Source organism: Micromonospora foliorum (genome assembly GCF_022229015.1).
GTDB classification, from domain to species: domain Bacteria; phylum Actinomycetota; class Actinomycetes; order Mycobacteriales; family Micromonosporaceae; genus Micromonospora; species Micromonospora foliorum.
On record NZ_JAKKFF010000079.1, the window covers coordinates 1 to 23,589 of the forward strand.

Genomic DNA, 23,589 nt, shown 5'->3' on the forward strand with positions numbered 1-23,589 from the left:
GCCGGTGCACCGGCGCGCTGGAGCGGTCGCCCGCGGTGACCACTTCGACCAGCTCGACGGGGCGGCCGGTGGCGGCGGTCACCGCCTCGGCGATCTGGCCGGACTGGGCCATCGCCAGGGCGCTGCCCCGGGTGCCGAGGCGCAGGGGGGCGGTCATCGCGCACCTCCGGTGGGTGGGGTCGGCTCGGCGGCGTCGGCTCCGGACACCGGGTCGGTGCCGGGGAGCGCCATGCCGAGGTCGGGGGTCAGCACGTCCGGGACGGTGTCCACCGGCGAGGTCTGCGGCACCTCGAGGTCGAACAGCTCGCGCAGCAGTGCCGCGTACTGGTCGCCGCCGGGCTCCGCGGCCAACTGGCGGACCTTGACGGTGGGCTGGTGCAGCAGCCGCTGCACGACCCGGTGCACCGTGCGGGCCACCTCGGCCCGCAGGTCGTCGCCGAGGTCGGGGCGACGCTGGGCCAGCCGGCGCAGCTCGGCGGTGACCACGTCGTCGGCCCGACCACGCAGCGCGGCCACGGTGGGTGCCACGTCGGCGCCACGCAGCCAGGTGAGGAAGCCCTCCACCTCGGCGAGCACGATGCGTTCGACGGCTGCGGCGTCGGCAGCCGCCGGACCGTCGGCGAGCAGCGCCGCCATCCGGTCGATGTCGATCACCTCGACGCCGGGCAGCTCGGCGACGCCCTCCTCGACGTCGCGCGGGACGGCCAGGTCGAGCAGGACCAGTGGGCCCCGGGCCGGGTCGCGTTCGGCCAGCGCCGCGGTGACCACCGCCCGGGTGAGGACCGGTTCGGTGGACGCGGTGGCGGCCACTACGATGTCCACTGTGGAGAGGGTGTCGGCCAGCTCGGTCATCGGCGCGGCGCTCGCCCCGTACGACTCGGCGAGCCGGACGGCCCGGTCGGCGCCCCGGTTGCTGACGGTGAGCGGCCCGGCGCCCAGCCGGGACAGCGTGGCCACCCCGAGTGAACCCATCGCGCCGGCACCGACCACCAGGGCCGGGTGGCCGACGAGGTCGCCGTCGAGGTGCCCGGCGGCAAGCTGCAGCGCGGCGGTGACGACGCTCTGGCCGGCTCGGTCGATGCCGGTCTCGGCGTGAGCCCGCTTGCCGACCCGCAACGCCTGCTGCATCAGTTCGTGCAGCAGCCGGCCGGCCGAGTCGGCGCCGGTGGCCCAGTGGTACGCGTCACGCAGCTGGCCGAGGATCTGCGCCTCGCCCACCACCATCGAGTCCAGACCGGTGGCGACCCGGAAGACGTGGTCCACGGCGGCGGTGTCGTAGTGCACGTACAGGTGGCTGGCGAGCGCCGTCGGCGAGCTGCCGGCCTGCTCGGCCAGCACGGCGCAGACGTCGCCGAGCCCACCGTGGAAACCGGACACGGCGGCGTAGACCTCCACCCGGTTGCAGGTGGAGACGATCACCGCCTCGGCCACGTACGGCTGGGCGACCAGGCGGTCCAGTGTGCGGGTCAGGTCGGCGGGAGGCACGGCCAGCTGCTCCAGCGTGGCGACTGGGGCGGTCCGGTAGGACGCGCCGACGACGAGCAGTTTCACGTGCCGATCGCCTCCTGGGTGTCGGTGGCCGCGAACCCGCCGGGCAGGGCGGTGAGCGCGGACCCGCCGGTGGCGGGCAGCGCGGTCAGCGACGCCTTGCGGTGCTCGTGGAAGGACAAAATCTGCAGCTCGATGGCGAGGTCGACCTTGCGCACGTCGACCCCCTCCGGAACCGAGAGTACGCACGGCGCGAAGTTGAGGATGCTCGTCACGCCGACGGCGACCAGTTGGTCGGCGACCTGCTGGGCGGCGGCGGCCGGGGTGGCGATCACGCCGATCGCGAGGGATTCCTCCGCGGCGACCGTCGGCAGGTCGTCGACATGCCGGACTACCAGGCCGTTGATCTCCTCACCGACCCGGGAGGGATCGGCGTCGAGCAGTGCGGCGATCCGGAAGCCCCGGCTGGCGAAGCCGTCGTAGCCGGCCAGGGCGTGACCGAGATTACCCACGCCGACCAGGGCGACCGCCCGGCGTTGGGTGAGCCCGAGCACATACTCGATCTGCTCGATCAGCAGCGCGACGTCGTAGCCGACGCCCCGGGTGCCGTACGAGCCGAGGTGGGAGAGGTCCTTGCGGAGCTTGGCGGAGTTGACCCCGGCGGCGGCGGACAGCCCCTCGCTGGAGACCGTCTCGTGCCCGGTGTCGGCGAGGTTGTGCAGCGCGCGCAGGTACTCCGGGAGCCGAGCGACGGTCGCCTCGGGCAGATCCGGGAGCGCTGGTACGGCACCGGCGCGGCCGGGCGCGCCTGGGTGACGGTGCTGACTCATGAGACTCCGTGCGGTGCGATCCTCGGCCAACTCCGCTGGTCGGCCGTTTATGGACTCCCGCTGGCGACCGAGGTTGCCGGCTGTGCTAGCAGGGCGCGTCGGAGTCACAGCGTAGGCGCTTGTGAAGACGTGCACAAATCGCGATCTTGTCGCTGCGTGCCGCAACCCCACCAGCACCTCCATTCCACAAGATCGATTGAACGGCCTGGTCCGCTCACCGCCCGGGCGATTATTACTCAATCCCGACTTCTCTGACCAATCCCGCGCCGACCCTTCCCCGGGTCGTCCCGCCGGTGGTAGGGGCAGCACTACGGAGGAGAGGCGGGGTTTCGGGATGGGGACACCGAGCCCAACTGCCTAGCCTTTGAGGCATGACCGCCGTTGCCGCCACCAGCGACCGACCGACGCTGGCACCGAGCATCCCCCGCCAACTCTTCGTCGACTCCGGGTACGTGGTGCTCGGCCTGCCCCTGGCGGTGGCCAGCTTCGTCGTCCTCATCGTCGGCCTCGCGGTCGGCATCGGCCTGGTGGTCACGGTGATCGGCCTGCCGATCCTCAGCGGCACCCTGTACGCCGCCCGTGGGCTGGCCGACGTCGAGCGGCTGCGACTGCCCGCGGTGCTCCACCAACCCCGGATCCGGCCGCACTACCGACTGCCCGAGGCCGGCGCGAACGCCTGGCGGCGGATCTTCGTGCCGATGCGGGACGCCCAGTCCTGGCTCGACCTGGCGCACGGCATCCTGCGGCTGATCGCGGCGGTGGGCACCTTCGTGGTGACGCTGGCCTGGTGGGCCGCGGCGATCACCGGCTCGCTCTACTGGGCCTACGACTGGGCCCTGCCCCGGGCCGACGGCGAGGGTGACCAGGACTTGGCGCAGCTGCTCGGCCTGGGCGACTCGACCACGGCCCGGATCGGCCTGTACACCGCGCTCGGGGTGTTCTTCCTGATCACCCTGCCGATCGTGGTGCGGGGGTGCGCGCTGCTCCAGGCCAGCTTCGCGAAGGCCATGCTGACCGGGGTGGCCGAGATGCGCGACCGGATCACCGTGCTGGAGGAGCAGAAGCGCGCCGCCGTGTCCGCCGAGGCCTCCGCGCTGCGCCGGTTGGAACGTGACATCCACGACGGCCCCCAGCAGCGCCTGGTCCGGCTGGCCATGGACCTCAGCCGGGCCCGGATGCAGCTCGCCTCGGACCCGGAGGCGGCCGGCCGCACCATCGACGAGGCGGTCACCCAGACCCGGGACACGCTGGCCGAGCTGCGGGCGCTGTCCCGGGGCATCGCCCCGCCGATCCTGGTCGACCGTGGCCTGCCCAGCGCCCTGGCCGCGATCGCCGGTCGCGGGCTGATCCCGATCGAGCTTCAGGTGGACCCGCAGCTCGGCACCCCGGCCGGACGGCTCGACCCGGCGGTGGAGAACACCGCGTACTTCGTGGTGTCCGAGGCGCTGACCAACGTCGCGAAGCACAGCCGGGCCACCGAGGCCACGGTGGCCGTGGCCCGGCAGGGCACCCACCTGCAGGTACGGGTGGGCGACGACGGGCAGGGCGGGGCGCACCTGGCGAAGGGGCACGGGCTGGCCGGCATCGCCGACCGGGTCCGGGCCGCCGGTGGCGAACTGATGGTGGTCAGCCCTACCGGCGGCCCCACCGAGATCCGTGCCGAGCTGCCGCTGTGAGCGCTCCGGCACTGCGTCGAACCCGTGGAACGGGCCGGACGTGGTAGACAACACAGCCATGCGCATCGTGATCGCCGACGACGCCGTCCTGCTCCGGGAGGGGCTGGTCCGGCTGCTGACCGAGAGCGGACACCAGGTGGTGGCCGCCGTCGGGGACGGTGACGCCCTGGTCGAGGCCGTGGTCGAACACCGCCCCGACGTGTCGATCGTCGACGTCCGGATGCCGCCGTCGCACACCGACGAGGGGCTGCGGGCTGCGGTGGAGGCACGCCGGCTGGTGCCGCGTACCCCGATCCTGGTGCTCTCCCAGTACGTCGAGGTCTCGTACGCCGATGATCTGCTCGCCACCACCGGCGGCGCCGGCGGCGGGATCGGCTACCTGCTCAAGGACCGGGTCGCCGCGATCGACGAGTTCCTGGACGCGCTGCGCCGGGTGGCGGGCGGCGGCACGGTGCTCGACCCGGAGGTGGTCGGTCAGCTCTTCGCCCGGCGTCGCCGGGACGACCCGCTGCGCGAGCTGACCCCCCGTGAGCGCGAGGTGCTCGCCCTGATGGCCGAGGGACGCTCGAACACCGCCATCGCGCGCGCCCTGGTGGTCAGCGACGGCGCGGTGGAGAAGCACGTGCGCAACATCTTCACCAAGCTCACCCTGCCGCCGGACACCGAACAGCACCGGCGGGTGCTGGCCGTCCTCACCTATCTGCGGAACTGATCTCCCGGGCCAGGGCCACCGCGTCGGTGAGGCTGTCGGCAACCGGGTGGCCGGAGGCGCGCAGCCGGGCCGGGTCGGTGAACCCACCGGTGTAGAGCACGGCACGGCCGCCCACCGCGAGGGCCGCGTCCGCGTCGTCGATGGAGTCGCCGATCAGCACCACCGCGGCGCCGTCCACGCCCAGCTCGGCCAGGTGCAGCTGGAGTGACTCCGCCTTGCGTCCACCGCCGACCGTGGCCCGCAGCCCGTCGACGCGGGCGAAGTGGCCGGTCAACCCGTACGTGTGCACGGTCGGGACCAGCTCCTCGTGGAACCACATGGACAGCAGGCTCTGGCTGCCCGGCCAGGCGGCCATCGCGGCGCGCGCGTCGGCGGCCAGCTCACAGGTGGTCAACCCGGTGCGATACGCGTCGTGGAAGATCTTGTCCAGTCGGCCGAACTCGTCGTCGTCCACGGCCTGCCCGAGCACCTCGGCGTAGTACTCGGCGATCGGCCTGCGGAACCGCACCCGGTGCTCCTCCGGGGTGACCGTCGGCCCACCCAGACTCGCGAACACGACGTTGGTGGCGGACACCACCAGGCTGAGGTCGTTGAGCAGGGTGCCGTTCCAGTCCCAGACGAGGTGCGGGGGTGCAGGGGTCATCAGAGCACCATAGGCACCCGTCAGAGCTGCGGCGTGGTCAGGTCCCGCAGCAGCCGGTCCTCCTCGACCCGCCAGTAGCCGTGCTCCTTGCCGTCGAGCATCACCACCGGCAGCCGGTCCCCGTACTCCCGCTCCAGCCCCTCGTCGCCGGTGACGTCCCACTCGACCCACTTGTCGCCGGTGACCGCCACCACCCGGTCGAGCGCCGCCTTGGCGTCGTCGCACAGGTGGCAGCCGGGTCGGGTGATCAGGGCGAGCCGGGCGTCAGTGGACATCGGTTACCTCCGTGCGGTCGGTCGGCGGCGCCGACCGGAGCTGGGTCTTGCGTACCTTGCCGATCGCCGAGTGCGGCAGGGCGTCGACGAACTCGACGGCGGTCGGGCACTTGAACCGGGCCAGGTTCCGTGCGCAGTGGGCCAGCAACTCCTCGCTGGTCACCGGTCGACCCTGCACTGGCACCACGTACGCCCGCACAGTCTCGCCGGTCCGCGGGTGCGGCACACCCAGTACCGCCGACTCGACCACCCCGGGGTGCCCGGCGAGCACCAGCTCGACCTCGCGCGGATAGACGTTGAACCCGTTGACCAGGATCAACTCGCCGAGCCGGTCGACCAGGAAGAGGTCGCCGTCCTCGTCGGCGTACGCGACGTCACCGGTGCCCCACCAACCCTCGGCGTCCGGGCCGCCCCGACCGTCGGGCCAGTAGCCGGTGAAGAGGTTGGGGCCGCACACGACGATCTGCCCCGGGTCGGTGCCCGGCGCCACGTCGGAGATGTCCAGCTCATCCGGGTCGTCGTCGGGGACGGCCAGCCCGTCGCGCCACAGGTCCGCACCGTCGGCGCCGACCAGGCGTAGTCGCACCCCGGGCAGCGGCCGGCCGATCGAGCCCGGCTTGGCCACGCCGCCGACCAGGGTGGAGGTGAGCACCGGCGCGGTCTCGGTGAGGCCGTACCCGATGTGCACCTGGTGCCCGGTGACCTCGGTGAAGCGCGCCGCGACCGCGGGTTCGAGCGGCGCCGCGCCGCAGACCGCCACCCGCACCGAGGCCGTCGCCGCGCGGGCCGTGGCCGCACCGGCCCAGGTCAGGAACATCGACGGTACGCCGACCAGCACGCTGACCCGATGCCGCGCAACCTCGTCCAGCCCCGCCGTCGGGCCGGGCTCGTCGAGCAGCACTCCGGTCGCGCCGTGGTGCACGACCGCGCCGAGCCCCGAGTTGAGCCCGTACGCGTGGAACAGCGGCAACGCGAGGAGAACAGTGTCCGTCGGCCCGACCACCGGCGGTTCGATCTCCGCGACCTGTTCGTGGTTGGCGAGCAGCGCCTGGTGCGAGAGCATCGCTCCCTTGGGCCGCCCCTCGGTGCCGGAGGTGTAGAGCAGTACAGCCAGGTCGGCGCCGCCTCGTCGAGGGCGGGGGGCCGGTCCGGCCGCCTCGGCGGTCGGTGGCGTGCCGTACACGTGGGCCAGCGCGGGCAGCTCGGCGGCCACGCCGGCGACCAGGTCCCGAACGCGGTCGGTGGCGATGAGCACCGACGCGCCGGAGTCGGCCAGCACGTGCCGTAGCTCGGGGGCGGTGAAGCCGGGGTTGACCGGCACGGCGACCAGCCCGGCGCGGAGGGCGCCGAGCCAGGCGATCACGAAGTCCGGTGTGTTGGGCAGCGCGATGGCGACGCGTGGTGGCGTACCGCCGGGGTCGGTGGGTGGCGCGGCGGCGGACAGGCCGCGGGCGGCCGCGTCCACCGTGGCGTCCAGCTCCGACCAGCTGAGGGTGTGCTCCCGCCAGTGCAGCGCGGGCCGGTCGGCGCGGTCGAGAGCCGCCCGGCGGACCCGGTCGGCGAGGTTCGGCGCGGGGCTTTCCGAGGCGTCCTGCACGGTGATCGAGTCTGGCACAGCGGCCGGCGACGGGCCACGCCCGACGGTCGGGGCCACGCCCGGAGGGCGCCGCCGCAACAGTCCCATGTACGGGACTGTCCCGTGTGCCATCGACGATCCGATCAGGTCCTGTCGATGGGACGTGCGACGCCGGCCACGGGCAGTTCGGCCGCCCCCGGCCAACCGGCCGGCGCGCCGGGTCAGCCGAACGGGCGACACGCCTCCCACCTGGGCATCCATCGTGGAACACCAGGCCGACGGAAAGTCAATCGCACACGACGGACAACCGGTCCGCCGCCGGTGCGGGGGAGCGGGAAATACTTCCGCCTTGTGTAACGGACTTGCCACGCGCGGGTGACGTTGGCCCTATCATCACTCGGGTCGGGTCACCCCATTTGCCGTGAGTCGACACCCCTCAGCCCGAGGAGGCCCCCGTGCCTGTGAGCGCATTGGACCAGCACCTCCAGGGGAATTGCCGCCCGTCGGCAACTCCCGCGACCGTCCTGCCCGACCGGTCACCCGGTCGGTCCGTCCCGACGAGACCTAGACCGGCCCGCCCGGCGACCGACGGGACGGGGGCAACACGGTGACCACCTTCGGTTACGCGGAACGCCCGGTCGGCCTGACCGGTCAACCGGCCCGCTCCCACATCAACGAACGCCCCGCGGCCCGTGCCCCACTGGACGAGCAGCACAACGGCGTCGTGCGGGGCGACGGCGCGGCGCAACGGACCCGCAGCCGGCCACACCACAACGAGCCACCGCCGCGGCCCGCGGTGCCCGGTGGAAACGCGAAGCCGGCCGGCGGCCGGGTCGTCGTGCCGCCCCGACCCACCATGCCCGTGCAGGGTCGTCGGGTAACCGACACACCGGCGGTCACCACCGACCCGGCGGCGGGTGAGACAGCGGTGATCCCGGCAGTGCCCGCCACCACCGCCACCACCCCGACCGGTTTCCCGAGCCGCCCGGACCCGTCCGACCCGGCAACCGAGGTCTGGACGCTCATCGAGCGGGCCCAGGCCGGCGAGTCCGAGGCGTTCGGTCTGATCTACGACCGGTACGTGGACACCGTCTTCCGGTTCGTCTACTTCCGGGTCGGCAACCGGCAACTCGCCGAGGATCTCACCTCGGACACCTTCCTGCGCGCGCTCAAGCGGATCGGCAGCTTCACCTGGCAGGGCCGCGACCTCGGCGCCTGGTTGGTGACGATCGCCCGCAACCTCGTCGCGGACCACTTCAAGTCGGGCCGGTACCGGCTGGAGGTCACCACCGGCGACGTGCTCGACGCCGACCGGGAGGACCGGGGCCCGGAGGGCAGCCCGGAGGCGGCGGTGGTGGAGCACATCACCAACGTCGCGCTCCTCACGGCCGTGAAGCAGCTCAACCCGGAGCAGCAGGAGTGCATCGTGCTCCGCTTCCTCCAGGGCTTCTCGGTCGCCGAGACGGCCCGCGCGATGGGCAAGAACGAGGGAGCCATCAAGGCCCTCCAGTACCGCGCCGTCCGCGCCCTGGCCCGCCTCCTGCCCGACGGCTTCCAGCCGTAGTTTGTTACGGCGGGACCGACGGACGTCGATCAACGTTCGCGCAGCTCAGAGTCGGTCCCGCCCGGTGATGGCCATCACTTTCTGTAATTTCGGCTCCGCCAGGCCCGTAACCCGTGCCCGGTCCGCCGCGTTTCTCCGGGTGCGACCGGTGGAAGTCCCGGCAGGCCCGGGTCACCGAGGTCCGACCGGCACGCCGGCGGCACCTCACCTCCGTGGTGTCACACTGCCGCCCGGTCGCTGGCAACGACGGCGGCCGACCGGCCGTGACCAGCGAGAGGAGGTGCCTGCGGTGGACAACACCCTCTTCTCCCGCCGGCGCGCGGAGCGCTTCGCGCAGCTTCTCGACGAGGCCAACGGCGCTCGACGACACCACGTGCGTTCTCGTGTGGACGGTCAACTCGCGCCACTCGTCGCAGTGGGTCAACGGCTCAGCGTCGACCCCCCGGCTGTCGAGGTGGACCAGGACTTCCGCACCGGTCTGCGAGCGATGCTGCTCGCCACCGCCGAGCGGGAAGGGCTGGGCACCACACCAGCGGCGGTCAGTGAACCGGCCGCGACGGCCGCCCGCGGGCGACTCCTGCCGGCGGTCACCGCCCGGCGGGCCCGAGCCCGGGGCGCGATCCTGGTCGGCATCGCCGCCGGGGCCATCGCCGTCTCCGGGATCTCCGCCGCCAGCGAGAACGCGGTGCCCGGTGACGCGCTGTACGGCATGAAGCGCTCGACCGAACGGGCGCAGCTCGCCCTGGCCAGCTCCGACATCAGCCGCGGCCAGCTCTTCCTGGACTTCGCCCGGACCAGGGTTGGCGAAGCCGCCAAGCTGCGCGGTGACCGGATCGGCTACAGCGCGGTCCTCGACGACATGGACGCCGACAGCCGGCAGGGAGTTCGTCTGCTGACCTCGGCCGCGGTGCAGCGGGCCGAGCCGGGCAGCCTGGACACCCTCAACACCTTCGTGTCGAGCCAGCGCCGGGCGGTACGCGGCCTGCTCGACGGGAGCACCCGGGTCGACCGGGAACGGACCCAGCGGTCGCTGCTGCTGCTGGACAGCATCCGGGAACGCTCGGACGACCTGCGCGCGGCGATCACCTGCGGCCTGCCGGCACCGACCGCCAGCGACGCCCTCGGCCCGGACCCGAGCGCCTGCCCCGGGGCTCGCTGACCCGCGCCCCTATACCGCACGTCCGGCCGGCCGAGCCACAGTTCGCTGTGTGCCCGGCCGGTCGCCCGTCTACGGCGGATACCCTCGCGAGGGAGCATCCGTCGTACCGGTCAGGAAGGGAATCGCGTGGCGCGTAGCCGTAAGGTGACGGTCAGCACCGACGCCGAGGGGCACACCGCGGGCTGGGCGGAGACCGACCTGGCCCTGGTCAGCGCACCCGACCCGACCGCCGCGGCGTTCTTCGACGTGGACAACACGATGATGCAGGGCGCGTCGATCTACTGGTTCGCCCGTGGGCTCGCCTCCCGGAACTACCTGACCACCGCCGACCTGGCCCGGTTCGCCTGGCAGCAGCTCCGCTTCCGGCTGCTGGCCCGGGAGCACGCCGGTGACATGTCCCTGGCCAAGGAGGCGGCGCTGGCCTTCGTCGAGGGCTGGCGGGTCAACGAGGTCGAACACCTCGCCGAGGAGATCTTCGACGAGATGATGGCCCCCCGGATCTGGGCCGGCACCCACCAGCTCGCGCAGCGTCACCTGGACGCCGGTCAGCGGGTCTGGCTGGTCAGCGCCGCCCCCGTCGAGATCGGCCGGGTGATCGCCGCCCGGCTCGGCCTGACCGGCGCCATCGGCACGGTGGCCGAGGTGCTGGACGGGGCGTACACCGGGCGGTTGGTGGGTGACCTGATGCACGGGCCGGCCAAGGCCGAGGCGGTCACCCAGCTCGCCGCCGTAGAAGGGCTCGAGCTGGCCCGCTGCGCGGCCTACAGCGACTCGGCGAACGACCTGCCGCTGCTCTGCTCGGTGGGCCGGGCGGTGGCCGTCAACCCGGACGGCGCCCTGCTGCGGGAGGCCCGCCAGCACGGCTGGGAGGTGCGGGACTTCCGCACCGGCCGCCGAGCGGTCAAGATCGCCGTACCGTCGACCGCGGCGGCCGGGCTGGTCGCCGGCGCGGTCACCGCCGGCCTGGCCCTCCAGCGCCGCCGCCGCGCCGGCTGAGACACCCACTCAGGGCGGGTGTCGAAGCCTCGGCGCGCCCCGCGCCCTAGGGGCCGAACGGGTCGGGTCGTCGCTCCAGCAGCGTGTGCAGGGTCTGCTGGATGGTCTCCCGCACCTGGTCGGCGAGGTTGAAGACCACCAGCGGGTCGTCCGCCGAGTCGGTCAGGTGGGCGGTGGGGATCGGCGGGCAGAACTCGATCAGCCACTTGCTGGGCAGCGGCACCATGCCCAACGGGCCAAGCAGCGGAAATGTCGGCGTGACCGGGAAGTAGGGCAGCTTCAGCAGCCGCGCCAGGGGCTTGATGTCGGCGAGCATCGGGTAGATCTCCTCGCCGCCGACGATGGCGACGGGCACGATCGGGGTGCCGGTGCGCAGCGCCGCCGAGACGAACCCGCCCCGCCCGAAGCGTTGCAGCTTGTACCTGTCGGCGTAGAGCTTGCCGATGCCCTTGAAGCCCTCCGGGAACACACCGACCAGATCGCCGCCGCCGAGCAGCCGCTCGGCGTCCGGGTTGCAGGCCACCGTGCCGCCGGTCTTGCGGGCCAGCTCGGAGACCACCGGCATCCGGAAGACCAGGTCGGCGCCGAGCAGCCGCAGGTAGCGGTGGGCGGGATGCTTGTCGTGCAGCGCCGCCGAGAGGATCAGGGCGTCCAGTGCCACCGTCCCGGAGTGGTTGCCGACCACCAGGGCGGGCCCGTCGACGGGGACGTTCTCCACCCCACTGACCTCGGTGCGGAACCAGTCCCGGTAGAGCAGCCGCAGCAGCGGGTGGAAGACCGCGTCGGTCAGCTCCGAGTCGAAGCCGAACTCGTCGACCTCGTAGTCACCGGAGAGCCGCCGACGCAGGAACGCCAGCCCGTTCGCGACCTTGCGGTCCCAGTGGTCCCCGGGCCGGTCCGACACCGCCGGCTCGGTGCCCCCGGGCAACCCGGCGTCGCCCTCGTCAGCCGAGGGCGTCGCGGCCGGCGTCGCAGTCGGGGTCGGCGCGGCAGTCCGGGTCGGCGCGGCCTGCGCGGCCGGTCGATGTCCGTTGCGCCGCGCCGGCTCCGCGTCCGGCGCGGGCACCTGCTCGGGTACGTCGAAACGCCCGACCGACTGCGGGTCGCGCCTCTCGTCCGGCCCGCTCATGGTGCCACCTCGGTTCGCGACTGCGGGGCTCGCAAACCCGGCTCACTCCTCGCGCTCATGATGACCGCTCCCGCACCGCTGCGCGGACCTGCCGGATGCCGTCCAGGACGAGTTGCTCGGCGGCGGCCAGCTGATTCCGCGTGACCACCACCCCACCGTGATGGGCGCGGATGAAGTCCTCGAACGCTTCGGCGGTCGACCGGGGTGTGAAGCCGTACTCCTGCTCAAGCCGGCTGGTGTCGACCACCCGGCCGTGCACGAAGAGGTCGACCTGGTCCAGGCCGTAGCGGCCGAAGCCCATGGTGCGGGCCAGCGCGGCGGCCCCGGACAGACCCGGCTCCAGCACCGGCACGGCGACCCGGCCGGCCCGCCGGATCGCCTGGGACAGCGACAGCACCCCGGGGCCGGCGACGTTGTACGTGCCGGGATGGTCCTCCACGATCGACCGGTGCAGCACCTCCAACGCGTCGTCGAAGTGCAGGAACTGCAGGCGGGGGTCGCGGCCGAAGACGGTCGGCACGAACGGCTGCGAGAAGTAGCGGGTCAACGTGGTGTCGGCGGTCGAGCCGATGAACGGGGCGAAGCGCAGCACCGTGGCGGTGACGTCGGGCCGGCGGCGTCGGAAGCCACGCACGTACCCCTCAAGGTCGAGGATGTCGCGGCCGAAACCGCCGCGCGGCACCTCGCGGGGCTCGGTCTCCTCGGTGAAGACCGCCGGATCCCGGAACGACACCCCGTACGCGGCGGTCGAGGAACGGACCACGAGCTTGCGCAGCCGGGGTGCCCGCTGGCAGGCGGCGAGCATCTGCATGCTGCCGATGACGTTCTGGTCCTTCATCGCGGACCGGCCACCATGCTGCGGGTCGGGTGAGGTGACCAGCGCGAGGTGCACCACCGCGTCGACGTCCAGGTCGGCGAGGAGGCCACCGAGCGCCCCGTTGTCGACGCGGATCCGTTCGACCCGGTCCAGCAGATCGGTGAACTCGGTGCCGGAGTCCGGTGCGTCGACCCCGATGACCCGTTCGATACGCGGGTCGGCGGCCAGTCGGGCCGCCACGTGGGCACCCAGGTAGCGGCCCACTCCGGTGACGACGACGACCCCCGGAGCACCTGAGGTGCCACCGGGGGTCATCTGACGCACCTACCCCGGCAGGATGGACCGAGCCGGGACGACCACGGCCTGATCACCTGAGCCTCCGGAGGTCGACAGTTTGGCAAGTGACGCCGAACGCCGGGCTTGGAGCCCGGCGGCGATCACTTGCCGAGACGGCGACGCTGGACGCGGGTCTTGCGCAGCAGCTTGCGGTGCTTCTTCTTAGCCATGCGCTTACGGCGCTTCTTGACCACCGAGCCCATACGACAGCCTTTCGATACAACGTGCGGGGCGGACCGGATGACACCACCCAGGTGGCGACGGCGACCGCTTGCGGACAACGGACCGGACCAGTCTGGGCGGCGGGGCGCACCGGTGGGGTCTCGGTCGGGCTCCAGGGTAGCCGCAGGGCCTCAGCCGGACCAACGCGCCCCCGTCGCGGCTGCCTTTGGTTCGCGACCGCGGCGCGCACAGGCCCACTCCTTACGCTCACCGATGCCGGTCAGCCGGCGATCGGAGGGCGGGCGGTGGCTCAGGCGGTCTCCTGAAAGGCACCCCGGAGATATTCGTGCACCGCATGCTCGGGCACCCGGAATGACCGGCCGACCCGGACGGCGGTGAGCTCACCGCTGTGCACCAGGCGATAGACCGTCATCTTTGACACCCGCATGACCGTCGCCACCTCCGCGACGGTCAGGAACTTGACCTCCGACAGCCGTCCGTCGGACTGTGACCCGGCCATGGCTCACCGACCCATCCCATGCCCGGCGCGTGCCAACCCGACGGATGCTCCGGGCCGGGCCGGCGACGCGCGTGTTATCAGTACGGTAGCGGGGCGGTTGTGACCGGCGCGATCCCTTCCTGCAACTGATCATGCTTCGGTGGCCGGTTCACCCGATCCGTGCTCCCGGTATCCGCCTGTGCGCGTCCGCCGTCCGGTTGCTCCGGCCGCTGCTCACTCGGTGCGCAGCGCGACCACCGGGTCGAGACGGCCGGCGCGCTGCGCGGGAACCACCCCGAAGACGATGCCCACCACCGCCGACACGCCGAAGGCGAGCGCCAACGACCACCAGGTGATCGCGGCCGGGATCGGCGACAGCGCGTCGACAAGCAGGGCGGTACCCACGCCCAGCGCCATTCCGGTGAGCCCGCCGATCGTGGTGAGCAGCACCGCTTCCAGCAGGAACTGCACGCCGATGTCGCGGGGACGTGCCCCGACGGCCTTGCGCAGCCCGATCTCCCGGGTCCGCTCCCGGACGCTGACCAGCATGATGTTGGAGACGCCGACGCCGCCGACAAGCAGGGAGATGCCGGCGATGGCCGCCAGTACGCCGGTGAGGACACCGAGGATGTCGCCGAGCACGCCGAGGATCTGCTGCTGGGTGACCGCGCTGAACTCGGTGTCCGGGTGACGGCGGTTCAGCTCGGCGACGATCCGTTCGCCCAGCTCGTCGATCCGCTCCCGGTCCGGCGCCTTCACCGCGATGCCGTCGACCCGCTGGGTGCCCCAGAGTCGTTGCGCGGCGGTCACCGGCACGTGCACCTCGTCGTCCCGGTCGACGCCGAGGCTCTGCCCCAGCGGCGCGAAGACGCCGATCACCCGGAACCGCACCCCGGCCAGCGCCACCTGCTGGCCGAGCGGGTCCCGGTCGGGAAAGAGCGCACGGGCGACCGAGTCGCCGAGCACCGCCACCCGTCGGCTGGTGTCCACGTCGGTGCCGGTGAGGTAGCGTCCGCGCGCCAGCGACCGGGTGAACACCGCCGGGGTCGTCTCCAGGACGCCCTGCACGGTGGTGAAGTCGGAACGGGCTCCGGCCCGCGCGGTCGCCCCGGAGGCGACGGTGACCGCCACCCGATCAGGGTCGCCGACCACCCGGGTGACGGCGTCCACGTCCTTGAGGGTCAGCGGCGAGACGACAGGCGCGTTGCCCACCTCGATCCGGCCGGGTACGACCAGCAGCAGGTTGGAGCCGAGGCCCTCGACCTGTTGCTCGACCTTCTGCTTGGTGCCGGTGCCGATGGCCACCAGCAGGACCACCGAGGCCACCCCGATGATCACCCCGAGCATGGTCAGCGCGCTGCGCAGCCGGTTGGCCCGTAGGGCGTCCAGCGCCACCCGCCACGCCTCGGCGACCCTCATGGCGTACCCCCGGGCCGCTCGACGTCGTGCGGAAGGCGCCCGGTGGCTCCGGCGGCGCCACCGGAGCCACCGGACGGGTGCCCCGGGCCGCTTCCGGACGCGGACCGGGGCTCCGCGCTGGGAGCGGAGACAAGTGTCGCAGGTCGACCGTGATCAACGGACGGCGGTCGATCATGAGCGGGCAGGTCGGCGGTGCCCGCGCTCGGCGGGTGTGCGCTCGCGGCGCTGTCCGCGACGACCACGCCGTCGCGCATGGTGATCCGGCGGTGGGCTCGGGCCGCCACCTCCTGGTCGTGGGTGACCATCACCAGCGCCACCCCGGACTCCGCGTTCAACTGCTCCAACAGCTCCAGCAGGGCGGCGCCGGTGACGCTGTCCAGGTTGCCGGTGGGTTCGTCGGCCAGCAGCACCGTCGGCTCGGTGACCAGCGCGCGGGCGATCGCCACCCGCTGCTGCTCACCGCCGGACATCTGGTTGGGTCGGTGGTCGAGCCGGTGCCCGAGGCCGACCCGGCCCAGCATCGCCGCCGCCCGCTCCCGCCGCTGCCGGGCCGACACCCCCCGGTAGACCAGGGGCAACGCCACGTTCTCCACCGCCGAGGTACGCGGCAGCAGGTGAAATGCCTGGAAGACGAAGCCGATCGTCTCGTTGCGCAGGGTCGCCATCTCCGGCGGGGCGAGGGCGTTGACGTCCCGCCCGCCGATCACCAGGCGACCACCGGTGGGCCGGTCCAGCCCACCGAGGAGGTGCATGAGGGTGGACTTGCCCGAGCCGGACGGCCCGACCAGGGCCACGTAGTCCCCCGGCTGCACGGTGAGCGACACGCCGCGCAGCGCCTCCACCGACACCCCGTCGAGCTGGTACGTCCGGGACACGTCCACCGCCTCGATGGCCGGGACGCGCTCCCCTGCCGGCCGGTCGCCGCGTGAGTCTGCGACCGCGGGTTCGGTCACCGGACTTCCTGGCCGTCGCGCACCTGGTCGGCGCCGCGCACCACGATCCGGTCGCCGGGCTGCACGCCGTTGAGGATCTGCACCAGGTCGGACCCCTGGACGCCCACCGTCACCGACGCACGGTCGGCCTTACCGTCACGGACCACCCAGACCGCGTCCCGCCCGTCGGCGGAGAACACCGCCGAGGCGGGGACGGTCACCGCGTCCGCGGCCTCGCGTACCCGCAGGTGCACGATCGCGTTCATGCCGGGGCGCGGGGTCGGGGCCGGCTCGTCCTCGGCCAGCTTTCCGGCGCCCAGCGCCAGGCGTACCCGATAGGTGACCCCGCCCTGCGCGGAGTTGGTGGGAAGCACGTCGACCGACCGGACGGTGGCGTCGTAGCTGGCGCCGGTGACGGCGTCCAGCTCGACCGTGGCGGTCACGCCGGCCTTGACCAGCAGCACGTCGGTCTCGTCCACCTCGGCGAGCAGACCCAGCTGTCCGGTGTCCACCACGGTCAGCACCGGCGTGCCGGCGGTGACCTGACCACCGACCGCGACCGCGTCGTCCACGCCGGCCGGCGGACCGCCCTGGCTGGGGGCCAACACGGACGGGTCGAGGCCGGCGCCACCGGCCTGCTCCAACAGACCGGCCAGACCAGCGTTCGCGCCACCGCCGGCCCGGGTGCCGCCGGGCTGCACCACCCCGGCGATCGGGGCCCGCAGGGTCAGCGCGTCGACTGTCGCCTTCGCCAGGTCGTACGCCTGCTGGGCCTGGAGGCGTTGCGCCGCGGAGAGGGCGCCGACGGCGGAGCTCAACCCGTTGATCCCCCGCTGCACCGCGCGTACCGCCTGGTCGGCGCTGCGCGCGGCGGCCGCGTACTGGCGTTGCGCGGAGGTCACCTGGGTCAGCAGCGCGTCCCGTAGCTGCGGGTCGGCGATCTTCTCGGCGGCCTTCCGGGCCGCGTCGAACGCCTCGGCGGCGGCCTTGTCGGTGCCGCGCCGGCTGCTGGTCAGGCTGCCCGTTCCGACGCCTCGGCCGGCGCGCTTCGCGGCGGTCAGCGCCTCCTTCGCCTGACGGAGGCGCTGTTGCGCGTTCGGTGAGTCGACCACGGCCAGCACCTGACCGCGCTTGACCCGCTGTCCAGGCTGGACGCGCAGGCTGGCCAGGGTGCCGTCGGCGGGAGCGGTCAGGGTGGCGGCGGCACGGGCGGTCACCGTCGCGGGCGCGTCGATCACCTCGGTGACCGGGTTACGAGTGGCCGAGGCGAGCGCGAGGTCGGGGCCTTCGTCGCCGCAGGACGCGGCGGTGGTGGCGGTGAGGACGACGACGGCGGTCAGGGCGATGAGCAGGCGGGGCCGCGTGGTGCCGGCGGGCCGTGACGACTGAGGACGGCGCACCCATCGATGGTACGGCGCACCGCCGCACCGCCTCCGAGCTGCGTCAGGCGGCGGTGGCGCGGACGTACGCCACGCACTCGTCGTGCAGCGTCGACCACTGCTCACCGAACGCCTTCCCGGAGGCCGCGTCGATGGTCCGGCCGTCGTGCACCACGGTCTTGAAGAAGGTCAGCAGCCGCAGCGGCCCGTACCGGTCGACGAGGTGTCGAACGGCCAGGTAGCCGATGCCGTAGCTGGCGGCGACCCGTTCGGCGGAGGCGTCGTCAGCGGGGTTCACGCCCTCCAACTTGCCGTCCCAGCCGCCCCGGACCATCTTGCGCACGTCGGCGATCCCCTCGTACCGGTCCACCGCCTGGCCGCCGGCACCGGCGAACTCGGCCAGGCCCTCCACCAACCACCAGGTGAGCTTGCCCGGGTAGCCGCGCTCCGGGAGCGACGCCGCGTGGGTCAGCTCGTGCCGGAGCAGGTCGTCGGTGCCGCTGTTGGAGAGCCCCTCGGCGTTGAGCACCACCTCGTGGTGGCCGCCGCCCACGGTCACCGCGTACCCGCCGGTCCATTCTGGGCGCTCCCCGCCGTACCAGCGCTGCCACTCGGTACGCCCGGCGTAGAAGATCCGGTATCGGTCCGGCGGTGATCCGGTCACCGCGTACCCGTCGGCGACCTTGGCCGCGGCCTCGGCCTGTGCGAGCAGGCCGGGCAGTTTGCCGCGCAGCGCCGGGGTGGTGGCGACGATGGTCCGCGCGCCGATGGCGACCGCCAGGTCGCTGATCTCCCACGGTCGGGTGCCGGTCTCCACCGACTTGGACTCCTCCATGGCGACCATCCGGGGTTGGTCGCCGTTCTCCCGCCACCGGGTGCCGATCAGCACGGGGCTGGGCCGGCAGTTCGGCGTCACGAAGCAGTACTGGAACCGCACCAGCAGCCGCCACTCGCCGGGCTTGCCGATGATCGGCACGGGCAGGCCGCTCGGTTCGGCTCGCCAGCCGGTCACCTTGAGCTCGCGGAGCGCGGCGAAACGTCGGCGCAGGTCGTTGTGGGCGGCGGGATCGGCGACGGCGAGAAACCCGGCGCGGTCGCCGCCGAGGAGTGCCGCGGACTGCCGGTGGAGCTGGGCGGTGATCCGGTCGGACAGCCCGCGGGCCACGGCGGTGGCCGGGTCGTCGGCCGCCGAGGCGCCGACCCGGCTGACCGTGGGGCGGGAGTCTGTCTCCCGGATGACTCCGACGACGAGCGCCGCCGGCAGGCCGCAGCCCAGCAGCAGGAGGACCACCACGAGCACCGTCCACAACGGCCAAAGCCGCCGTGGTGCTGGCTGCTGCACCTCGTCAGTCACCCGCCGAAGGGTACGACCAATACCTGGACGCGGCGAGGCCGCCCCGGGCCGATCGGCCCGACCGCTCGCTCACCCGCCGGTGCGCGGCCAGGAGCGGAACGAGATGTCCAAGCCGGCGACCAACTGGTGGTACGAGCGGCCGACGTCGCGGGGGAGGCCGAAGCCGCCCGCGGCTTCCAGGGTCACGAAGCCGTGCAGGGCGCTGCGCAGCGCCCGGGTCGCATCCACCGCGTCGTCGCCGGTGAGCCCGTACCCGCGCAGCACCGCGACGATGGCGCCGACGGCACGTTCGCCCGCCTCGACGTGCTCCGGGTCGGCCGGGTCCGGCACCCGCTGCGTTGCCGGGTAGCGGCCTGGGTGCCGGAGGGCGTAGTCACGGTAGGCGTCCGCCATGGCCCGGAGCGCTTCGCCACCGGAGCGACCGACGGCGGCGGCGGTCATCTCGGTGGCCAGCTCGGCGGTGGCCAGGGCGGCAATTTTCTGGGCCAGCGCGTCCGCCCCCCGCACGTGCTTGTAGAGGCTGGGCAACGCGACCCCGAGCCGGCTGGCGAGCGCGGCGAGGGTGAGCTGCTGGAAGCCGACCTCGTCGGCCAGCCGGGCCGCCTCCCGTACGACGGTCTGCTGGTTGAGGCCGACCCTAGGCACCGGCGCACACCGCCAGGAAGCCGAGCAGTTCCTCGGCGGTGCGCTGCGGCTGGTCGGCGTGCGGGTAGTGGCCGGACCCCTCGATCATCCGGGCCTCGGCGGTGCCGAAGAGCCGCCGGGCGGCGCGCGCCTCGGCTCCCGGGTCGGGGAAGTCCGGGTCCTTGGACCCCATCAGCACCAACACCGGTTGCCGCACCTGCGGGGCGCGGGCGGTCCAGTGTGGCTCGGCCGGTGCGATGACGCCGCGCGTCGCGGCCATCCGGCCGGGCTCGCGCAGGTTGGCCACCATCGAGCGGCGGTAGGCCGCGTCGTCGGTGGGTCGGTGCACCGGGAACAGGGTGTTGTGGAACATCCCGAAGAGGCGGGGGCTGCGCAGCACGGCCGCCTGCGCCAACCGCAGCAGCGGGTTGGGCTTCGACTGGTTGACGAACGCGCCGATCTGCACGATGCCGGTGACCAGCTCGGGCGCGTCGGTGGCGGCGAAGACCACCGCCGCCGCGGCGGACGAGCTGCCGACCAGCACGGCCGGACCGGCGTCGAGGTCACGGACCACGGCCAGCAGGTCCGCGCCGACCTCTGCCGGGGCGTACGTGGGCCAGCCGGCGCTGGACTCGCCGTGCCCCCGGACGTCGACCGAGGCGACCCGGTGACCGGCGGCCACCAGCAGGGGCGCGAGGTGCCGGAAGCTTGCCCTGTTCTCGCCCATGCCGTGCGCGAGGACGACCAACGGCCCCTCGCCCCGCACCTCGTACGCGATGTGTCCGCCGTCCCGCCGCACCTGGCTAGTGGTCATAGCCCTAAAGCTAAGCCACCTAGCCAAGGTTGGCAAGTCGGATACGCGAAACGGGCCGGCGGTGACCCGAGAGGTCGCCGCCGGCCCGTCGGCCGAATCGGAGAAACTACTTCTTGGAGATCAGGGCGCGGCCGAAGAAGACCAGGTTGGCGGGGCGCTCGGCGAGCCGGCGCATCAGGTAGCCGTACCACTCGTCGCCGTACGGGACGTAGGTGCGCACGGTGTAGCCCTCGCCGGCCAGCCGGGCCTGCTCCTCGGGGCGGATGCCGTAGAGCATCTGGAACTCGAAGCGCTCCGGCCCCCGGTCGAACCACCGCGCCCGGTCCTCACCGATGGCGATCATCCGCGGGTCGTGGGTGGCAAGCATCGGGTACCCGTCGCCGGACATCAGGATGTTCATGCAGCGCACGTACGACTTGTCCACCTCACGGGCCGACTGGTACGCCACCGACTCCGGCTCCTTGTAGGCGCCCTTGCACAACCGCACCCGGGACCCGGCCGAGGAGAGCTCCCGGCAGTCCGACTCGGTCCGGCGCAGGTACGCCTGGAGCACCGCGCCGGTCGACGGGAAGTCCTTACGCAGCCGGCTCAGCACCTCCAACGTCGAGTCGGTGGTGGTGTGGTCCTCCATGTCCAGGGTGACAGTGGTGCCCGCCGCGTCGGCCGCCGCGCAGATCGCCCGCGCGTTGTCGTACGCCAACTGCTCGTCGAACATCTGGCCGAGGGCGGAGAGCTTCACGCTCACCTCGGCCCCCGGGGTGAGCCCGGCGGCGGCGAGCATCTTCAGCAGTTTCAGGTATTCGTCCCGGGTGGCGGTGGCCTGTTCGGGGGTGACGGTGTCCTCACCGAGGTGGTCGAGGGTGACCGCGAGGCCGTCGTCGACGAGCCCGCGGGTCGCGCGCAACGCGTCGTCGGTGGCGGCGCCGGCGACGAACCGGCGTACGACGTCCCGGGTGTACGGGGCGGTCGCGACGAGCCGCTCGACCTGGGATGACCGGGAGGCGGCGAGGATGACGGAACGGAGCATGAGCCGAGCGTAACGCCCCTGCCAGGGCCCCCGCCGAGGGGCGGCCGGGGCACCTCGGCACGGGGGCGGGGCGGCGGCGGTGGCGTCGATCGGCTACAACGATGCCGTGGACCAACGCCCCCGCCGCCGACTCCGCTCGGCCTCCGTGCAGCTCGGCGCGCTCACCGCTCTCGCGCTCGCCCTCTCCGGCTGCAACATGACCTCGGACGACGACGATGACGACGACTGCGCCCTCGGGCCGGTCGGTGGTGGCGGAACCGTCGCACTGGCGATGCGGGTCACCGACCCGGCCGCCGGTCGCACCACCCCGGAGCCGACCACCGCGGCCCTGCCCGAGCGCGGCGGATTCGGCACCCACCTCGCCGCCTGCGGCGGCTGACGTGCGCCGCGAGACGGTCACGCCGCGCCCCGACTGGGACGCCACCATCCGGTCGCAGGGGCTGGTCTACGTCGACACCGAACTGCCCGACGGCGGGATCATGTCGTACTGGGACGAGACCGCCGCGTACGCCTTCGAACTGGACGAGGTGCTGCGGCTGGAGGAGGCCACCGAGGAGCTGCACCGGATGTCGGTGGCCGCCGCCGAGCACGTGGTGGCGCAGCGCCGGTACGCCGAGTTCGGCATCCCGGAGTGGGCGGCCGAGGCGGTGGCCCGGTCGTTGCGCGAGGCGCCACCGACGCTGTACGGGCGCTTCGACCTCGCCTACGACGGCAGCTGGCCCCCGAAGATGTTGGAGTACAACGCGGACACCCCCACCGCGCTGGTCGAGGCGAGCATCATCCAGTGGTACTGGCTGGAGCAGACCCGGCCGGAGCTGGACCAGTGGAACAGCCTGCACGAGCGACTGGTCGGCGCCTGGGCCAAGATCGGGGCCGGGCTGCACGACCCCCGCGTGCACGTGCTGTGGTCGAACGAGGAGGAGTCCGGCGAGGACCACATGACCGCCGGCTACCTCGCCGAGACGGCCCGGCAGGCCGGCCTAACCGTCGAGCTCCAGCCCATCCAGGAGATCGGTTGGGACGGCCGGCGCTTCGTCGACGCCGACGACCGTCCGGTGACCACCTGCTTCAAGCTCTACCCGTGGGAGTGGATGCTGGCCGAGCCGTACGGGCCGGCGGCCCTGGCCCCGGGCACCCCGACCACCTGGATCGAGCCGGCCTGGAAACTGCTGCTCTCCAACAAGGCGCTGCTCGCGGTCCTCTGGGAGCTGTACCCCGGCCACGAGTACCTGCTCCCGGCGTACCTCGACTCGCCGCGCGGCATGCCGGAGTACGTCGCCAAGCCACTGCTCGGCCGCGAGGGCGGGTCGGTACGCATCGTCACCGCCGACGAGGAGATCACCAACCCGGGGATCTACGGCGACGAGGGCTGGTGCTACCAGGAGTTCCGGGCGTTGCCGCAGTTCGCCGGCAACCGGATGGTGTTGGGCAGCTGGGTCGTCGACGGCGAGTCGGCCGGGGTCGGGGTGCGGGAAAGCGAGAGTCTGATCACCGACGGCTACGCGCGGTTCCTGCCGCACTACATCGACGCGCCGCGCACCCGCTGAGTCGTCTACCGTTGGGGTGTGAACTTCGACGCGTACGCCCGGACCGGCGTTGACCTGGTCAACGCCCGCCTGGACGACCTCGACGACCTGCGAGCCCTCTTCCCCGACGACAACGCCTGGATGCGCGACGAGGTCGCGGACCGGGACGTGGCGATCTTCCGCCGGGCGCAGAAACGGTTGCGCGACGTCTTCGAGTACGGCACCTCGGGGCGGGACGCCCAGGCGGTCACCGAGCTGAACGCGCTGCTTGAGGCGTTTCCGGTGCAGCCGCGCATCTCCGGGCACGACTCCAGCGACTGGCACATGCACGTGACCAGTCGGGGTGCCTCGGTCAGTGCCGAATACCTGGCCGGCGCGGTCTGGGGGCTGTCGGTCTGGCTCTGCGAGTACGGCAGCGCCCGGTTCGGGGTCTGCGCCGACGAGCGGTGCGGCAACGTCTACCTGGACACGTCGTCCAACTGCTGCCGGCGGTTCTGCTCGGAGCGCTGCGCCACCCGCTCGCACGTGGCCGCGCACCGGGCCCGCAAGCGGGCGGCGGTCGGCGAGCAGGTGCCGGTCGCCCCGCAGCCGACCTCCGCCGTCGACTCCCTCTCACCGGTCAGCTGACACCGCCACCGCCCGTCGTGGGCGG

At 72.9% G+C, this 23,589-nt stretch carries 24 protein-coding genes and 1 pseudogene; 8 read left to right on the plus strand and 17 right to left on the minus strand.

Translation table 11 applies throughout. The annotated features are described in order from the left end of the window. The 3 genes and pseudogenes from PSH25_RS07540 to PSH25_RS07550 form a co-directional block, all read right to left on the minus strand. A pseudogene (locus PSH25_RS07540) lies at positions 1-157 on the minus strand (hydroxymethylbilane synthase); the annotation flags it as partial. Further along, positions 154-1,551, minus strand: a complete 1,398-nt coding sequence (locus PSH25_RS07545; RefSeq protein ID WP_238658310.1) for a glutamyl-tRNA reductase — start codon at positions 1,549-1,551, stop codon at positions 154-156. The gene PSH25_RS07545 and the pseudogene PSH25_RS07540, both read right to left, overlap by 4 nt. Further along, positions 1,548-2,318: a redox-sensing transcriptional repressor Rex gene (locus tag PSH25_RS07550; RefSeq protein ID WP_030329747.1), complete on the minus strand. Its 771-nt coding sequence runs from the start codon at positions 2,316-2,318 to the stop codon at positions 1,548-1,550. Before PSH25_RS07550 ends, PSH25_RS07545 begins: the two co-directional genes overlap by 4 nt. Before the next feature lie 371 nt (positions 2,319-2,689). On the opposite strand from PSH25_RS07550, the gene PSH25_RS07555 reads away from it, so the two are divergent. Both PSH25_RS07555 and PSH25_RS07560 read left to right on the plus strand, forming a co-directional pair. Next, positions 2,690-3,994: a sensor histidine kinase gene (locus tag PSH25_RS07555; RefSeq protein ID WP_238658311.1), complete on the plus strand. Its 1,305-nt coding sequence runs from the start codon at positions 2,690-2,692 to the stop codon at positions 3,992-3,994. A gap of 58 nt (positions 3,995-4,052) precedes the next feature. Further along, positions 4,053-4,706, plus strand: coding sequence for a response regulator transcription factor (locus PSH25_RS07560; protein WP_030329744.1), 654 nt, complete (start codon positions 4,053-4,055; stop codon positions 4,704-4,706). Here the strand turns inward: PSH25_RS07560 and PSH25_RS07565 are convergent. Genes PSH25_RS07565 through PSH25_RS07575 form a run of 3 tightly spaced genes read right to left on the minus strand, consistent with a single transcriptional unit; the run spans position 4,687 to position 7,221 of the window. Continuing rightward, positions 4,687-5,349: an HAD family hydrolase gene (locus tag PSH25_RS07565; RefSeq protein WP_238658312.1), complete on the minus strand. Its 663-nt coding sequence runs from the start codon at positions 5,347-5,349 to the stop codon at positions 4,687-4,689. The genes PSH25_RS07560 and PSH25_RS07565 overlap by 20 nt on opposite strands. Positions 5,350-5,369: 20 nt before the next feature. Then, positions 5,370-5,624 carry a glutaredoxin family protein gene (locus PSH25_RS07570; protein WP_238658313.1) on the minus strand — a complete coding sequence of 85 codons (255 nt, stop codon included), beginning with the start codon at positions 5,622-5,624 and terminating at the stop codon, positions 5,370-5,372. Then, positions 5,614-7,221 (minus strand): AMP-binding protein, encoded by a 1,608-nt coding sequence (locus PSH25_RS07575; RefSeq protein ID WP_238658314.1) that lies wholly within the window; start codon positions 7,219-7,221, stop codon positions 5,614-5,616. Before PSH25_RS07575 ends, PSH25_RS07570 begins: the two co-directional genes overlap by 11 nt. 586 nt (positions 7,222-7,807) lie before the next feature. Here PSH25_RS07575 and PSH25_RS07580 point away from each other — a divergent pair. The 3 genes from PSH25_RS07580 to PSH25_RS07590 all read left to right on the plus strand — a co-directional run bounded on the left by PSH25_RS07580 (position 7,808) and on the right by PSH25_RS07590 (position 10,919). Continuing rightward, positions 7,808-8,764: an ECF subfamily RNA polymerase sigma factor, BldN family gene (locus PSH25_RS07580; protein WP_238658315.1), complete on the plus strand. Its 957-nt coding sequence runs from the start codon at positions 7,808-7,810 to the stop codon at positions 8,762-8,764. A 289-nt stretch (positions 8,765-9,053) separates the two neighbouring features. Beyond that, positions 9,054-9,923, plus strand: a complete 870-nt coding sequence (locus PSH25_RS07585; RefSeq protein ID WP_238658316.1) for a DUF5667 domain-containing protein — start codon at positions 9,054-9,056, stop codon at positions 9,921-9,923. Between the two features lie 126 nt (positions 9,924-10,049). Further along, positions 10,050-10,919, plus strand: a complete 870-nt coding sequence (locus tag PSH25_RS07590) for an HAD family hydrolase (protein ID WP_238658317.1) — start codon at positions 10,050-10,052, stop codon at positions 10,917-10,919. Positions 10,920-10,965: 46 nt separating this feature from the next. Here the strand turns inward: PSH25_RS07590 and PSH25_RS07595 are convergent, their stop codons facing one another. From PSH25_RS07595 to PSH25_RS07645, 11 genes are all read right to left on the minus strand, one after another. After that, on the minus strand, positions 10,966-12,048 hold the full coding sequence (locus PSH25_RS07595) for a lysophospholipid acyltransferase family protein (protein ID WP_238658318.1): 1,083 nt from the start codon (positions 12,046-12,048) through the stop codon (positions 10,966-10,968). A gap of 55 nt (positions 12,049-12,103) precedes the next feature. Further along, the gene (locus tag PSH25_RS07600; RefSeq protein ID WP_238658319.1) at positions 12,104-13,180 is read right to left on the minus strand and encodes an NAD-dependent epimerase/dehydratase family protein; all 1,077 of its coding nucleotides are present in this window, start codon (positions 13,178-13,180) and stop codon (positions 12,104-12,106) included. Between the two features lie 122 nt (positions 13,181-13,302). Then, positions 13,303-13,404 (minus strand): 30S ribosomal protein bS22, encoded by a 102-nt coding sequence (locus PSH25_RS07605; protein ID WP_007465623.1) that lies wholly within the window; start codon positions 13,402-13,404, stop codon positions 13,303-13,305. Positions 13,405-13,673: 269 nt separating this feature from the next. Beyond that, positions 13,674-13,883 carry a helix-turn-helix domain-containing protein gene (locus PSH25_RS07610; protein ID WP_007465625.1) on the minus strand — a complete coding sequence of 70 codons (210 nt, stop codon included), beginning with the start codon at positions 13,881-13,883 and terminating at the stop codon, positions 13,674-13,676. Positions 13,884-14,096: 213 nt separating this feature from the next. Beyond that, the gene (locus tag PSH25_RS07615; RefSeq protein ID WP_091402733.1) at positions 14,097-15,281 is read right to left on the minus strand and encodes an ABC transporter permease; all 1,185 of its coding nucleotides are present in this window, start codon (positions 15,279-15,281) and stop codon (positions 14,097-14,099) included. Then, positions 15,278-16,234 carry an ABC transporter ATP-binding protein gene (locus PSH25_RS07620; RefSeq protein WP_238658320.1) on the minus strand — a complete coding sequence of 319 codons (957 nt, stop codon included), beginning with the start codon at positions 16,232-16,234 and terminating at the stop codon, positions 15,278-15,280. The genes PSH25_RS07615 and PSH25_RS07620 overlap by 4 nt, the downstream gene beginning before the upstream one ends. Further along, a complete protein-coding gene (locus PSH25_RS07625; protein ID WP_238658321.1) occupies positions 16,231-17,613 on the minus strand; it encodes an efflux RND transporter periplasmic adaptor subunit in 1,383 nt (460 codons plus the stop codon). The genes PSH25_RS07620 and PSH25_RS07625 overlap by 4 nt, the downstream gene beginning before the upstream one ends. Positions 17,614-17,656: 43 nt before the next feature. Beyond that, positions 17,657-18,946, minus strand: a complete 1,290-nt coding sequence (locus tag PSH25_RS07630; protein WP_238658322.1) for a hypothetical protein — start codon at positions 18,944-18,946, stop codon at positions 17,657-17,659. A 69-nt stretch (positions 18,947-19,015) separates the two neighbouring features. Continuing rightward, on the minus strand, positions 19,016-19,591 hold the full coding sequence (locus tag PSH25_RS33920) for a TetR/AcrR family transcriptional regulator (RefSeq protein ID WP_238658323.1): 576 nt from the start codon (positions 19,589-19,591) through the stop codon (positions 19,016-19,018). Then, on the minus strand, positions 19,584-20,384 hold the full coding sequence (locus tag PSH25_RS07640) for an alpha/beta fold hydrolase (RefSeq protein ID WP_238658324.1): 801 nt from the start codon (positions 20,382-20,384) through the stop codon (positions 19,584-19,586). The genes PSH25_RS33920 and PSH25_RS07640 overlap by 8 nt, the downstream gene beginning before the upstream one ends. A 106-nt stretch (positions 20,385-20,490) precedes the next feature. Next, positions 20,491-21,411, minus strand: a complete 921-nt coding sequence (locus tag PSH25_RS07645; RefSeq protein ID WP_238658325.1) for a proline dehydrogenase family protein — start codon at positions 21,409-21,411, stop codon at positions 20,491-20,493. 106 nt (positions 21,412-21,517) lie between these two features. Between PSH25_RS07645 and PSH25_RS07650 the strand changes: the two genes are divergently transcribed. Genes PSH25_RS07650 through PSH25_RS07660 form a run of 3 tightly spaced genes read left to right on the plus strand, consistent with a single transcriptional unit; the run spans position 21,518 to position 23,564 of the window. Beyond that, the gene (locus PSH25_RS07650; protein WP_238658326.1) at positions 21,518-21,790 is read left to right on the plus strand and encodes a hypothetical protein; all 273 of its coding nucleotides are present in this window, start codon (positions 21,518-21,520) and stop codon (positions 21,788-21,790) included. Position 21,791: 1 nt separating this feature from the next. Beyond that, positions 21,792-22,958, plus strand: a complete 1,167-nt coding sequence (locus PSH25_RS07655) for a glutathionylspermidine synthase family protein (RefSeq protein ID WP_238658327.1) — start codon at positions 21,792-21,794, stop codon at positions 22,956-22,958. Between the two features lie 18 nt (positions 22,959-22,976). After that, the gene (locus PSH25_RS07660) at positions 22,977-23,564 is read left to right on the plus strand and encodes a CGNR zinc finger domain-containing protein (protein ID WP_238658328.1); all 588 of its coding nucleotides are present in this window, start codon (positions 22,977-22,979) and stop codon (positions 23,562-23,564) included. Positions 23,565-23,589: the final 25 nt, after the last annotated feature.